Genomic DNA, 13,253 nt, shown 5'->3' with positions numbered 1-13,253 from the left:
CTCCTGCTGGACTTGAACCAGCAACCCTTCGATTAACAGTCGAATGCTCTGCCAATTGAGCTAAGGAGGAATGAAGCAGGTATGACATTAGCAAAGGATTCCGGCCGAAGGGAAATCGGCGGTTTTCCGGGCCAGAATGCCCCTCGCCAGGTACCCGGCGGGAAACAAAAATCCCCGTTCCGGAGGCCGGAACGGGGATTGGAAGCTCCTCCTGCTGGACTTGAACCAGCAACCCTTCGATTAACAGTCGAATGCTCTGCCAATTGAGCTAAGGAGGAATGAAGCGGGTATTAGCCTAGCAAACACATGGCGCGGAAACGAAATCGGCCGGCCGTGACCTGGCCCACCCCCGGGTCAGCGGACCATGCCATGCCTACTACTCCGCCCGCAGGGCCCGGCGTTCCATTTCCAGCATCATCAGCTCGCGGTTGAGCCGCTGGTAGGTCTCCGGGTCCGCCGCTGCGTCAAGCCGCTGCAGCTGGCCCATCTTGTCCGCCTTGACCCGGGTGATCTGGAGTTCGAACAGCCGGGACAGGATGTCGCGGCAGTATTTCAGCACCGCTTCCTCGGTGTGGGCCGGCAGCGGCACGACGGCGAGCTCGGACACCAGCGGCCGGAGGGGTTCCGGAACCTCATGCATGACGTGCTCCACCCAGCGCACCGGATCAACGGTCAGTCCGGGGCCCGTGGCCCGCATGGCGTCATGGACGGCCTGGAAGGCAGGGATGGCGAACCGGGCAGCGGCAAAGCGGTCCCAGACCCCGCCGGCCAGCAGGGCAGGCTGCTGCAGCGCCACTTCAAGCGACTGCCGTTCCATGGACGCCACAGGATCGCGCGGGTCGGGGCGGTGGAAGGAGGGGACAACGCCCGACGACGGCCCGGCAGCTACGCCGGGCGCCCCGGGCTGGGCGGGGGCCGGGCGGGAGGGACCGCCTGGCTGTGGCTGGCTCGGAGCCGCGGACCGTCCCGGTTCGCCACGCTTTCCGGCGTTCTTCACTTCTGCGTTGACCAGGCGGAGGACCTCGTTGGGGTCCGGCATGCCCAGCCAGCCCGTCAGCGCCTGGCAGTAGCCCGTGCGGGTGGAGGCATCGCGGATGGCGGCCACCACCGGCACGGAAGCCTTGAGCCCCTGGACGCGGCCCTCAACGGTGTCCAGGTTGAACTGCTTCAGCGTGCTGCGGATGGCAAACTCGAACAGCGGCCGGCGGGACTGGATCAGGGCGTGCACCGCCTCGTCCCCGCGGCTGAGCCGCAGGTCGCAGGGGTCGGCCCCGGTGGGCTCGACGGCTACGTACGTCTGGGCGGTGAAGCGCTGGTCCTCTTCAAAGGCGCGCAGGGCCGCCTTCTGCCCGGCGGCGTCGCCGTCGAAGGTGAACACCACTTCTCCCCCGGTGCCGTCGTCGGACAAAAGCCGGCGGGCGATCTTGATGTGCTCGGTGCCGAACGCGGTGCCGCAGGTGGCCACCGCCGTCGTGATTCCTGCAAGGTGGCAGGCCATGACATCGGTGTAGCCCTCCACCACCACCAGCTGCCGGTCCTTTGCGATGCTCTTCTTGGCGAGGTCGATGCCGTAGAGGACCTGGGACTTCTTGTAGAGGGTGGTCTCCGGGGTGTTGAGGTACTTGGGGCCCTGGTCATCCTCATAGAGCTTGCGCGCACCGAAACCGATGGTGTCACCGGCCATGTCCTTGATGGGCCAGATGAGCCGGCCGCGGAAACGGTCGTAGATGCCCCGGTTTCCTTCGCTGAACATGCCCGTGAGCTTGAGTTCGGCGTCGGTGAAGCCGCGGCCGCGCAGGTGCTTCAGGAGAGCGTCCCACCCCTGGGGGGCGTAGCCGCAGCCGAAGTGTTCCGCGGCGGCCCGGTCGAAGCCGCGGCCAAACAGGAAGTTTCGGGCTGTGGCCGCACCAGGCGTGAGCATTTGGGCGCGGAAGAATTCGTCCGCGATCTTGTGTGCGTCCAGCAGCCGCTGGCGGCGGCCCACTTCCTCGCGGTTGGGGCCGGTGCCGCCGTCTTCGTAGCGGAGCTCGTAGCCAATCCGGGAGGCGAGCTTCTCCACGGCTTCCTGGAAGGAGCTGTGGTCCTGCTTTTGGACGAAGGCGATGACGTCGCCGTCCTCGCCGCAGCCGAAGCAGTGGTAGCGGCCTACCTGGGGACGGACGGTGAAGGACGGCGAGCGCTCGTCGTGGAAGGGGCACAGCCCCTTGAAGGCCCCCAGCCCGGCGCCCTTGAGCGTGACGTAGCCGTCAACCACTTCCTTGATATCCGTGCGCTGGCGTACTTCGTCAATATCTTCACGTTTAATCAGCCCAGCCACACAGCAATCTTAGTGTCACCGGCCCGGCGTCACTGCCCGGGCATCCGCGTCCCCGGTTCCGGCGCACTCCCGGCCAGCAGGCTGAGGGCCAGCTTGGGGCAGAGGAAGACGGCCTCCTGGGCGGCTTCCCGGTCGGCATCGCGCAGCGGAACGTCGGTCCTGTCGCGGCCCACCTTCCCGCGCGCCACCGGGTACCCCCAGTCGTCCCGGTCCAGCACCCCGGGCAGCAGCTCGGCGCACAGGCCGCGGCCGTCGCAGCTGGTCCAGTCGATATGCAGGTGTGTCTTCATGCCGCTGCGCCTCCCGGGCCCGTGCAGTAGCCGGAAAGGTGGGCGCGGAAGTCCCCGGCGAAGACCTCCAGAGCACTGCTGACCAGCCCGGTGGTCCCTTCCGGGTGCCTGCACGCGCCCCGCCCGGAGACCAGCCTCCCCAGCCGGTCCAGTTCGGAGGCAAGGCGTGGATTTGTTTCCCCTCCGGCGATCCTGTTGAGGACGGACGCCATGGCCGGCAGCCCGAACATGCAGGGCCCGCACTGCCTGGCTGACTGGTCCGCAAGGTAGCTGACGATCCGGGCCGTCGCCTGGATCCCGCAGGTCTGCAGATCCAGGGCATGGATCACTCCTGCGCCCGGCCGGACGGTCCGGCCGGGGAGCCCCGCTGGAGAGAGCGCGTGGGCGGCGGCCCGTACCCACCGCCCGTGATAGCCACCCACCAGGACGGCGGACAGGGCGGCAGGGTCCATCCCCGCCTCCTGGAGGACCGCGGAAAGTTGCGCACCGCCGGGCACTTCCAGCACCACGTCCGGTACCGGCGCAGGGCCGGAAACGGACACGAGCCGGGTGCCGGGGTCCGCCGCGGTCCCCGCCTGGCGGAACCACGGCGCCCCGTAACGGGCGATCAGGGCAACCTGGGCAAGGGTTTCGACATTGACCACCAGCGTGGGCCGGCCGTTGATGCCGGCTTCGCTGAGGCGGCGCCGCTGGTCCGTGGGGACGGCACTGCCGTTGGCAATCATGTTGACGACGGCGCTCGACTCACCGGAGATAAAGGTTTCAGGAGCCTGGACCATGCGGATCCGCTTGCCCCGGGGACGTTCGCCGACGGCCTGTTCCACGCGGGGAAGACCGGCCGCCGGCGCGTACATGTACATGCTTGCGCCGCCCAATGCTTCGGCCAGGGCGGCCAGTCCGTCGATGACCAGGTGGGGTGCATGGGCGAGGAGGGTCCGGTCCTTGAAGCTCAGGGGTTCGCCTTCTGCACCGTTCGCAATCACCACCGGCCGGCCCGCAAACATGCCTTTCCGTCCGGACCCGGCAGCGGCAGTGGCTTTGCGCCAGGTTTCGAACGCGGCTCCGCCCCGGCCGGTCAGTCCAGCCTCCGCGAGCGCCTCCAGCAGTCCGGCTCCCGCAGCGTGCGGATCCCAGGGTCCGAAGGTGTCGAGGTGCTGATCCCAGCCTGCGTCAGGGCCTGCTGCCAGGAGCCGCGGTTCCTGCCGCTTGTTGTCCTGTTCCGGGTGGAGTGGCACCGGCTGGTGGGTGTCCTTGGCAGGGCTCACGGGAGGTTTCCTTGCCGGGCGTGGGAGGTTTCGAGGAAGGAGGGGCTCAGCCGCCACAGCAGGGCCGCGGCAACGGCAACCGCTGACGCGACGGCCAACAGGAGGAACCAGCCGCTGGAGACGTCAGTGCCGTTTCCCAACGCGTGCGCCATCGCCACCGGCCAGACACCGTAGCTGAGCCAGTGCACGGCCTTAAAGCTGCGCTGCCCGATCCGGTGCCGCAGCAGGCCCGTCACCACCACGGCCAGGACAAGGTCCAGCGCCACGGTGCCCAGCCCCTGCCAGAACGGCTGGAAGGAGCCCAGGAACGGCACCACGATGTCCACCGGGTTCAGCTTGGCAAAGGAGTCAAGGAGCAGGGATCCCACGTGCAGCCCCAGGAAGACGGTGGCGAGCAGCGCGATGTTCCTATGGAGGAGGCTGATGGAGAACCGGGGCAGCACCAACAGGGGCCGGCCGGACCGGTTCAGGATCCCCAGCAGGACCGACCCCGTGAACAGCGCCAGGGAGACGAACCCACTGACCCGGCCAAACGCCCACATGGCCTCATCCATGGCTGCCACCCCCGGGATTCGAGCTTTCTCCCGCGTCTGCAGCAGGATTGCAGGTATCGGCAGGCCATTCCCCGGTGGTGATGACCCTGCCCTGGCTGTCCACCAGCCGGGCAGCAATGCCTTCGGTCCGGAACCAGTCCACGGCAGCGAAGCCGCGGACGATGGCCGCAGTACTGAACGCGTTCGCTTCCAGGCACGTGGGGGCGGCAACGGTCACCGACCGCCAGACCGGCTCTGCGGGGAGGCCGAAGCGGGGATCAAGGATGTGGTGGACCTGGGTTCCCCCGTGGTTCCAGCGGCGTTTCTGCGTACTGGAGGTGGCCAGGGCAAACCCGGGGGCCAGGGAAATCTGCTGGCAGGGGTCGGCGGGAAGGTCCTGGACCATGATCTGCCAAGGCCCGGGCTTTCCGTCCTGCAGCGGTCCCGGACCTGCGCTTGCCAGGTCGCCGCCCAGGCTCACGAGCACCCCGCAGCCCAGCTCCCGGTAAACACCTGCGGCGGCGAGATCGGCGGCGACTGCCTTTGCTGATGCCCCCAGGTCCAGGCGGAGGTCGGCCGGGAGGGTCAGGGTTGAGTCGTCGAGGTTCAGGCGGGACCAACCGGGTGCCCGCGGTACCGAAGACTGTCGGGGAGGTGCGGGCTGCGGCGACACCGGGATGCTGGTGATTCCGGGCCTCTGCCATTCCGGGCCGTGCCCGAGGGCGGCCAAATCTGCTCCGAGGGTGGGGTCGACGTCGCCGCCGGTTAGCCGGGCAGCGTCCAGGGCACGCTCGAGGAGCCGCCGGAACATGGGGCTGATGCTTACACCGTGCGCCATCCGGGGCCGAAGCCTCATCAGTTCGGAATCCTTCCGGAAGCGGCTGCAGGCGAGGTCAACTGCCGCCACTACATCCCGGACGATATCCTCGGCCGCGGGGAGCATTCCCCGGTCCGTGACCGTGACTGCTGCCTCAAGCTCCCACACAGTCCAGCTCGACTGGGCTGTGTCTTCCGCCGGTGCTGTAGCTTCCGCTGGTGAAATGTGTTCGGCGGTCCCGGTACCAGCGGCGCCGGGACCGGCCATACCTGGACCTGCCACGTCAGGACCCCGACGACCGGCCGTGGACGGTGCTTCCCTTGCCCGGCTGGACCGGTGTGGTGCTGCCGGAACTGCCGTACGTCTTCGAGCGGCGTGAGGTGTTGTTCTTGGTGGTCCCGCGGTCATCGTCGTCGGAGCGGGCCGATCCGGATTGGGGCGTGCTTGACTGTGTGGTGCTGGTGTCCGTGGCGGGAGTTGACCTGGCGATCACGGAGGGGGTTGCGGCGTACACGGCTGACGCGGCCACGCCCGCGGCGGCGAAGCTGCCGACGCCTACGGCCGCGGTGATCCCGGTGGCAAGGCGCTTGCCCCTGCTGCGAGTACTCATGACCAGCTCCCGTTCCTAGCGGCCTGTCTTTCCTCCCATGGTGCGCCTCCTTCCTGTGAAGATGCTTTAAGGAAGCTGTTGATCAGGCGGTTCCGGAGCGCGAGCCGACGGCGGCTCACCAGAGCGAGGGCAGGCTCCCCACCAGGCGCTCGTACATGGCCAGGGCCGATCCATCGGTGAGCGACGCCACCTGGTCGATGACCACGCGAAGGCGCGCGCCGTCGTCGTCCGCTGCCCGCCAGTCCGCGGCGAACATCGGCTCCAGGTGCCTGTCACCCGTGGCGCTCAGGGCGGTCACCAGGGCGTGGAGCACTTCCCGCTGGCGCTCGTAAATGGGCTGCCGGTGCTCCGTGGTCATCACAAACGTGGTGGCCAGGCCCTTCATCACCGCGATCTCCATGACGGTCTCATCGGGAACCATCAGTTCGGCGTTGTACCGGGTCAGGTTTTCCGGCCCGTAGACGGCGCGGGTGGTTTCCAGGGCGCTCTGGCAGAACCGGCCGATCAGCTGGCTGGTCATGTTCTTCAGCGCCGCCATGGACTTGCGGCTGCCATCGGCCTCGCGCACCCAGACGTCCGTGGCCTCCAGCCGGGCCAGGGCGGCGTCGATAGCGGCGGGGTCGTTGTGCGGGAGGTACCACTGCTTGGCGTAGCCCACCACGCGTGCGCGGTGGTCCGGGTTGTCCATCCAGCGCAGCTGGAAGTGGCCGGCAACGATCGCGTCCTCCACGTCGTGCACCGAATAGGAGATGTCGTCCGCCAGGTCCATCACCTGGGCTTCAAGGCAGGTCCGGCGTTCCGGGGCGCCTTCACGGAGCCAGTTGAAGATGGGCAGATCGTCCTCGTAGGCGCCGAACTTGCTGGTCCGCTGCCCGTGGATCACCGGCGCTTCCAGGGCTGACCACGGGTATTTCGACGCCGCGTCAAGGCTCGCGCGGGTGAGGTTCAGGCCGGCGGGCTGGCCGTCAGCGGTGAGCACCTTGGGTTCAAGCCTCGTGAGCAGCCGGAGGGTCTGGGCGTTGCCTTCGAACCCTCCGATGGCGTGCGCCACCTCGTTCAGGGCGGACTCGCCGTTGTGGCCAAACGGCGGATGGCCGAGGTCATGGCTCAGGCAGGCCGTATCCACGACGTCCGGATCGCAGCCCAGGGCCCTGCCCAGTTCGCGGCCCACCTGTGCCACTTCCAGGCTGTGGGTGAGGCGGGTGCGGACGAAGTCGTCCGTGTCCGGCGCCACTACCTGGGTTTTGGCCCCCAGCCGGCGCAGGGCCGACGAGTGCAGGACCCGGGCCCTGTCCCGTTCGAAGTCGGAGCGGTAGGTGCTCTTGGGCGGCTCCTCCACCCAGCGGGCGGAATCGTGGGTGTCGTAGCCGGGCAGCGCCAGGGCGGCGGTGGGGGTTCCAGCGGATGAGGGTCCGGCCATAGATGCCTCAGCCACCGGAAACGTCCAGCTCTGCGGCCGCGATGTCCTTGGACTGGTCCTCGTTGAGTGCCCGGGAGTCCAGCCAGTCCTTGGGCAGGGCAGGCCGCTTGGGTGAGCCGGCACGGCCGCGGGGACCCTCGGCGTCCACGCCCGGGTAGGGCGAGTCCAGGTCCAGTTCGGCCAGCGTGTCCCGGAGCACCTCCAGGCTGGTGACCAGGGCAAGCCTGGTTCGCAGTTCCCCGCCCACCACGTACCCCTTGAAGTACCAGGCGATGTGCTTGCGGATCTCCCGCAGCGCCTTGCCTTCGTCGCCGAAGGTTTCCACCATCAGTTCAGCGTGGCGGTACACGCCCTCGGCCACCTGGCGCAGGTTGGGCCGGTGCCGGACGTCGCTGCCTTCGAACGCCGCCTGCAGGTCCCCGAACAGCCAGGGCCGGCCCTGGCAGCCGCGGCCCACCACCACACCGTCCACGCCGGTTTCGCGGACCATCCGGACGGCGTCCTCCGCGGACCAGATGTCGCCGTTGCCCAGCACCGGAATGTCCGGCAGGGCTTCGCGGAGGCGGGCGATGGCGGACCAGTCGGCCTGCCCGGAATAGAACTGCGCGGCAGTCCGGCCGTGGAGGGCGACGGCGGCAACACCGGCATCGCGGGCGATCCGGCCGGCGTCGAGGTACGTGAGGTGGTCGTCGTCGATCCCCTTGCGCATCTTGATGGTCAGCGGGATGTTGCCTTTGGAGGCTTCCTTGACGGCGGTCTGCACGATCGAGGTGAAGAGATCGATCTTCCAGGGCAGGGCCGAGCCGCCGCCGCGCCGGGTGACCTTGGGGACGGGGCAGCCGAAGTTGAGGTCGATGTGGTCGGCGCGGTTTTCCTCCACGAGCATCCGGATGGCGGCGCCGACGGTGCTGGGGTCCACACCGTAGAGCTGGACGGAGCGGACCTTCTCGTCGTCGTCGTGCGAAATGATGCGGAGGGATTCGGGGGTCCGCTCCACCAGCGCGCGGGAGGTGACCATCTCCGCCACGTACATGCCGCCGCCGTACTCACGGCAGAGCCTGCGGAAGGCGGAGTTGGTGATGCCGGCCATGGGCGCCAGGATCACCGGGGTGTCAACCGTGATGGGTCCCAGCTTCAGGGGCGGGAGTTCCAGCTTGGGTGCGGGCGGAGTTGCAGCAACAGTCACCTGTCCATTGTTGCAAAGCCGGGCAAATCGGCGCGTCCACGGCGAGTGCCAAAGGGCCTGTCACCGGTTTCGGCCGGCTGCTAGCGTGGCGCGGGACCGGAAAACCAGGAAAAGCCGTTTGAAGGAGACACATCCCGAATGCTTTCAGACACGTCATACCCCGTGATCCAGGCGACCCTTCCGGTCGTCGGTGAAAATATCCAGGAAATCGCGTCACGTTTCTACAAGCACATGTTCCAGGAGCATCCCGAACTGCTCAACGGCCTCTTCAACCGGGGCAACCAGGCCGACGGCCGGCAGCAGCAGGCGCTTGCCGGTTCCGTTGCCGCCTTTGCCGGCTTCCTCATCAACGACCCCACCCACCTGCCGGACCACCTGCTGTCCCGGATTTCCCACAAGCACGTATCCCTGGGGCTGAGTCCGGAGCAGTACCAGGTGGTGCACGACAACCTGATGTGGGCCATCGTCGATGTCCTGGGCGACGCCGTAACACCGGATGTGGCCGCGGCCTGGGACGAGGTCTACTGGCTGATGGCCAACATGCTCATCAACAAGGAACGCGGCCTGTACGACGCAGTGCGGCTGAGCCCGGAAACCGTCTGGCGTACCTGGCGGGTGGCCGAAAAGATCCAGGAAACCGACGACGTTGTCAGTTTCGTGGTGGAGCGGACCGACGAGCGGGAGGTCAAGCCGTCGCTGCCGGGACAGTACGTCACCATCCGGATGCAGATGCCCGACGGCGTCCTGCAGCCCCGCCAGTACAGCCTCACCCAGGCAGACGATGGCCAGCACCGGCGGTTCGCCATCAAGCGGGTGCGCACGGAGGGTGCGCCGGACGGGGAGATGTCCAACCTCCTGCACGACCACGTCAACGTGGGCGACGAGGTCACCCTCTCCGCGCCCTTCGGCGATGTGGTGCTGGAATACACCGACCGGCCCGTGGTGCTGGCAAGCGCAGGCATCGGTGTCACCCCCATGGCCGGCATGCTGTCCCACCTGGTCAAGTCCGGTTCCCAGCGGAAGGTCCTGTTCCTGCACGCCGGAGAGTCCCCCGCCTCGTTTGCACTGCGGAAGCAGGTGACGGCGGACCTCGCTGCCCTCCCCGACGCCTCGCTCACGTCGTGGTTCCTCAATCCGGACGGCGAGGGGTCCACCGCAGGCGCCGAAAGCGGCAGCGTCCACTCGGGGTTCATGAACGTCAAGGACATCCAGTTGCCGCCGGACGCCGAGTATTACCTCTGCGGCCCCATGCCGTTCATGCAGGCCGTCCGGACGGCCCTGGTGGGCGCAGGCGTCCGCGCGAAGGATATCCAGTACGAAGTCTTCGGACCGGACCTCTGGCTGGCCGACTACCAGTAGCCTGCCGGAACAGTGAACGCGGTTCAGGGCCTGGGGCAGGCCCAGGTGCATGCCCGGGATCGTGCGCAGCTCAGCCGCGGTCTGCCCGCCGGCCCCGGCGGGTAGCGGGCTCTTCCCCGGGCAGGAGGGAGGGTTCGACGGCGGCGCGCCGGCGGCGTTCCTCAAGGGCGGCTGCGGCGAGCGCCCCCGTGTCCGCCAGGTCGTCCGCGTGGCTGTGGCCGCCGTCGTCCGCCACAGCCGTGGCCTTGCCCGCGGCCCTGGGAACCGCTGGGCTGGGAGCCGCTGCGCTTGCTCCTGATGCGCCGTGACCTGATGCGCCGTGACCTGGCGCGCTGGATCCTCCGGCCGTGATGCCGGTCGCCTTGACCACAAGCACGGCGATCAGGGTGGTGACCGGGATGGCCAGGACCAGCCCGATGGAACCCACCAGCGTCCGGATGACTTCCTCGGAGAGTTCGGCGCTGGTGAGGGTGTCCATCAGGGGCCGGTCGTAGAGCATGACGATGATCAGGATGGGCAGTGCGGCGCCCGCGTAGGCGAAGGCGATGGTGTACACGGTGGACGCGATGTGGTCGCGGCCGATCCGCATGGCGGAGGTGAACAGCTTCCGGGCGCTGCTGGCAGGTGCCAGTTCGTAGAGCTCCCAGACGGCCGAGGACTGCGTGATGGTGACGTCATTGAGGACGCCCAGGCCGGAGATGATGAGTCCGCAGAGGATCACCCCGGAGATGGAGATGTTGGACGACGTATTCACCAGGGTGGCGGCGTCGTGGCTGCCTACGCCGGCGAGGTTGGCGGCGTCCGTGGCCCAGGCTGCCAGCAGGGCCGTGATGGCCAGCCCGAAGATGGTGCCCAGGAGTGCCGTGGAGGTGCGCGCGGAGAATCCGTGGGCGAAGTACAGCACCCCGATCATGATCACGGTGGATCCCACGAGGGCCAGCAGCAGCGGCGGTTTTCCTTCCACCAGGCCCGGGAGCAGGAAGTTCGCCAGCACGAAGTACGCGCCCACCAGCCCGATGAGTGCCCGGAGCCCCCGCCACCTGGCCACGGCGATGACCACCACGGCGTACAGCACGGCCAACAGGACGATCGGCAGGGTGCGGACGAAGTCCACGAAGATATAGGCGGGCGAGCCCTGCGACCCTGTGGCGCCCTGGGCGTTTGACAGGTTCAGGTACCGGATCTGGTCCCCGGGCTTGACCCCATGGGACGAGGCAACGTCAGGGTTGATGACCACCTTCACCGGGCTGCCGCCCCTGTCCGGCTCGGTGAAGGCGAACGTGCAGTCCGAGCCCTGTCCTGGCGGCTGCCGCGCGCCCTGCTGGCCTGCCTGCTGCTGCCCTGTCCCCTGTTGGCCGCTGCCCTGTTGGCCGGTCCCCTGTTGGCCGCTGCCCTGCTGGCTGGTGCTGGTGCCCTGCATGCAGTTTTCGGTCACCACGTTCTGGATGGTGCCGGTATCGAAGGTGACACCGGGGGCGGTGGAGTATGGGTTCGCGAGCGAGACCCCTTCCTTGCTGCCGGACGGCCACAGCGCAGCCATCCCGGCCAGGGTCAGCAGCGCCAACGGAATGAGCACCGCAGCCAGGATGCGGTTCGCCTTGCTGCGGGCAGCCATCGCCTGGGGCGTCGGCTCCGAATGATCCAAGGAAGAGTGGGAGTGACCGGCGCCCATCAGCAGTACAACCTCATGGTTGAACTCTACGTGCGGCGCCTTAGGGTTTATAAATGGACCATCGGGATGGGGAGGAACCAGCATGGACAACCGTGATGGGCATGGGGCCGGCAGCACAGAAACCGGTACCAACGGGGCAGGGAACAGCGGCGCGGTGCGGGCCGGGCAGGTGCCCCTTGTTCCCGCGCACCGGCCCGTGCTGAGCGTCCTTGAAGCATCCGGCAACACCAAGGGCGTGGTCCTGGTCCTGCACGGCGGCAAGGCCCACAGCCGGGAACCCGTCGAGGCCCGGCACCTGAGCCCGGCCAGGATGATCCCGTTCGCCAGGCACCTGCACCGTGCCGGCCGGAAAAACGGGCTGGCCGTCTGGTCCCTGCGCAACAGTGTCCGCGGCTGGAACGGGCCGGACATGTCCCCCCTGCAGGATGCCCGGTGGGCGCTGCAGCAGATCGCGGAACGCCACCCCGGCGTTCCCGTCTTCCTGCTGGGCCACTCCATGGGCGGGCTGACCGCCGTGTGTGCTGCCGACCACCCGCAGGTGGAGGCCGTGGTGGCGCTGGCACCCTGGCTGGGCCCGGAAACCCCTGCCGACAGGGTCACGGACAGGAAAGTGCTGATCATCCACGGCACCACTGACCACATGACCAGCCCGTCGCAGTCGCTTGCCTTCGCCCACCGGGCTTCCGCGAACGCGGCGAGCATGCAGTACGTGTCGCTCAAGGGGGTGGGGCATTTCATGCTCCGGAAGGTTCGCGTGTGGCAGACGCTTGCCACCGGGTTCGTCATTAAATCCTTCGCGGAAAGCACGGGCGCGGGCGTCCAGCCCTCCCGTGCCTTCACCGAACTGCTTCCCGGGTCCTCCGTCCACGTCACCCTGTAAGCCCCCGTTCCGATGCCCTGGCGTCCGCCGGCCAATGACCGCTTCTACCGCCTGATCGTCCACACGGGGCAGTTCCTGCGCTGGGCCCTGCAACTGGACATTAAAGCCACCGGCCTGGAGCACCTTCCGGCACAGGGACCAGCCGGCGGACCATCCCGCAAAGCCGCCCCCGGGAAGGGGGCGGTTTTTGCCGTGACACACTTCGGCTACGTTGACTTCGCCGTGGTGGAACTGCTCCTGTGGCGCCGCGAACGGGCCCAGCTGCGGTTCCTGGTCCACCAGGGAGCGGCGGACCATTGGCTGGCCGGCCCCGCCATCAGCGCCAGCGGCCACGTGGTGGTGGGATATACGGGCCGCGCAGACGCCTACGCCGCCGCGGTGGCCAGGCTGCGGGAGGGCGAATATCTGGTCGTGTTCCCCGAGGCGGGAGTCAGCAGGAGCTTCACGGTCCGCGAATGCCGCACGGGGGCTGTCCGGATGGCGGCGGAAGCGGGCGTTCCCGTCATCCCAGTATCCATCTGGGGCGCCCACCGCATCTTGACCCGGGGGCACGGCTTTTCACTCCCGCGAAGCTGGCGGGCGCCGGTCCGGCTCCATGTGGACGCACCCGTGGTATATCCGGCCGACGTTGACGTTGAAGCGGCAACGGAAGCTTTGCGCGGCACCCTGCAGGCGGGAATCGACCGCTGCATCGCCGACTTTCCGCTCAGGCCGGAACCCCGGGCATGGTGGATGCCGGCGCGGCTGGGAGGCGGTGCACCGACAGATGCCGAGCGGCAGCTGCTGGACGCTGCCGACGCAGCCGCGGGCCGCCGTCGTGCTCCGCGCGCCAAGTAGCCGGACCGTGCCAGCTTAAGCAGCAGCGCCACGTGCCGTCCGGGGGACGGCACGTGGCGCGATGCGG

The 13,253-nt window shown here is 68.2% G+C and carries 12 protein-coding genes and 2 tRNA genes; 3 read left to right on the top strand and 11 right to left on the bottom strand.

The genetic code is table 11. The features are described from left to right. The 10 genes from ACTHQS_RS02040 to dusB all read right to left on the bottom strand — a co-directional run bounded on the left by ACTHQS_RS02040 (position 1) and on the right by dusB (position 8,438). Positions 1-68, bottom strand: a tRNA-Asn gene (locus ACTHQS_RS02040). 137 nt (positions 69-205) lie between these two features. Next, positions 206-278 (bottom strand) — tRNA-Asn (locus ACTHQS_RS02035). Between the two features lie 98 nt (positions 279-376). Beyond that, positions 377-2,317, bottom strand: a complete 1,941-nt coding sequence (gene dnaG / locus ACTHQS_RS02030) for a DNA primase (RefSeq protein WP_440165596.1) — start codon at positions 2,315-2,317, stop codon at positions 377-379. Between the two features lie 29 nt (positions 2,318-2,346). After that, positions 2,347-2,607 (bottom strand): ferredoxin, encoded by a 261-nt coding sequence (locus tag ACTHQS_RS02025; protein ID WP_440165594.1) that lies wholly within the window; start codon positions 2,605-2,607, stop codon positions 2,347-2,349. Beyond that, positions 2,604-3,872, bottom strand: coding sequence for an NADH-ubiquinone oxidoreductase-F iron-sulfur binding region domain-containing protein (locus ACTHQS_RS02020; protein WP_440165592.1), 1,269 nt, complete (start codon positions 3,870-3,872; stop codon positions 2,604-2,606). Before ACTHQS_RS02020 ends, ACTHQS_RS02025 begins: the two co-directional genes overlap by 4 nt. Further along, positions 3,869-4,426, bottom strand: a complete 558-nt coding sequence (locus tag ACTHQS_RS02015; RefSeq protein ID WP_440165848.1) for a ferric reductase-like transmembrane domain-containing protein — start codon at positions 4,424-4,426, stop codon at positions 3,869-3,871. Before ACTHQS_RS02015 ends, ACTHQS_RS02020 begins: the two co-directional genes overlap by 4 nt. Then, positions 4,419-5,489 carry an FAD:protein FMN transferase gene (locus ACTHQS_RS02010; protein WP_440165590.1) on the bottom strand — a complete coding sequence of 357 codons (1,071 nt, stop codon included), beginning with the start codon at positions 5,487-5,489 and terminating at the stop codon, positions 4,419-4,421. Before ACTHQS_RS02010 ends, ACTHQS_RS02015 begins: the two co-directional genes overlap by 8 nt. Positions 5,490-5,505: 16 nt before the next feature. Then, positions 5,506-5,832, bottom strand: a complete 327-nt coding sequence (locus ACTHQS_RS02005; protein WP_440165588.1) for a hypothetical protein — start codon at positions 5,830-5,832, stop codon at positions 5,506-5,508. 115 nt (positions 5,833-5,947) lie between these two features. Continuing rightward, positions 5,948-7,252 (bottom strand): deoxyguanosinetriphosphate triphosphohydrolase, encoded by a 1,305-nt coding sequence (locus ACTHQS_RS02000; RefSeq protein WP_440165846.1) that lies wholly within the window; start codon positions 7,250-7,252, stop codon positions 5,948-5,950. Between the two features lie 7 nt (positions 7,253-7,259). Then, positions 7,260-8,438 carry a tRNA dihydrouridine synthase DusB gene (dusB, locus tag ACTHQS_RS01995; protein WP_440165587.1) on the bottom strand — a complete coding sequence of 393 codons (1,179 nt, stop codon included), beginning with the start codon at positions 8,436-8,438 and terminating at the stop codon, positions 7,260-7,262. A gap of 138 nt (positions 8,439-8,576) precedes the next feature. On the opposite strand from dusB, the gene ACTHQS_RS01990 reads away from it, so the two are divergent. Then, on the top strand, positions 8,577-9,797 hold the full coding sequence (locus ACTHQS_RS01990; protein ID WP_440165585.1) for a globin domain-containing protein: 1,221 nt from the start codon (positions 8,577-8,579) through the stop codon (positions 9,795-9,797). 70 nt (positions 9,798-9,867) lie between these two features. On the opposite strand, the gene ACTHQS_RS01985 is transcribed toward ACTHQS_RS01990, so the two are convergent. Then, entirely contained in the window at positions 9,868-11,412 is a 1,545-nt protein-coding gene (locus tag ACTHQS_RS01985) for a YibE/F family protein (RefSeq protein ID WP_440165583.1), read from the bottom strand. A gap of 139 nt (positions 11,413-11,551) precedes the next feature. Here ACTHQS_RS01985 and ACTHQS_RS01980 point away from each other — a divergent pair, with 139 nt between their 5' ends. Then, positions 11,552-12,349: an alpha/beta hydrolase gene (locus tag ACTHQS_RS01980; RefSeq protein WP_440165582.1), complete on the top strand. Its 798-nt coding sequence runs from the start codon at positions 11,552-11,554 to the stop codon at positions 12,347-12,349. 12 nt (positions 12,350-12,361) lie between these two features. Next, positions 12,362-13,186 carry a lysophospholipid acyltransferase family protein gene (locus ACTHQS_RS01975; RefSeq protein ID WP_440165581.1) on the top strand — a complete coding sequence of 275 codons (825 nt, stop codon included), beginning with the start codon at positions 12,362-12,364 and terminating at the stop codon, positions 13,184-13,186. Positions 13,187-13,253: the final 67 nt, after the last annotated feature.

This window comes from Arthrobacter sp. SAFR-044 (assembly GCF_051965175.1).
GTDB lineage: Bacteria > Actinomycetota > Actinomycetes > Actinomycetales > Micrococcaceae > Arthrobacter.
The sequence above is the reverse complement of the archived record's forward strand: the minus strand, read 5'-3'. Positions and strand labels throughout refer to the sequence as shown.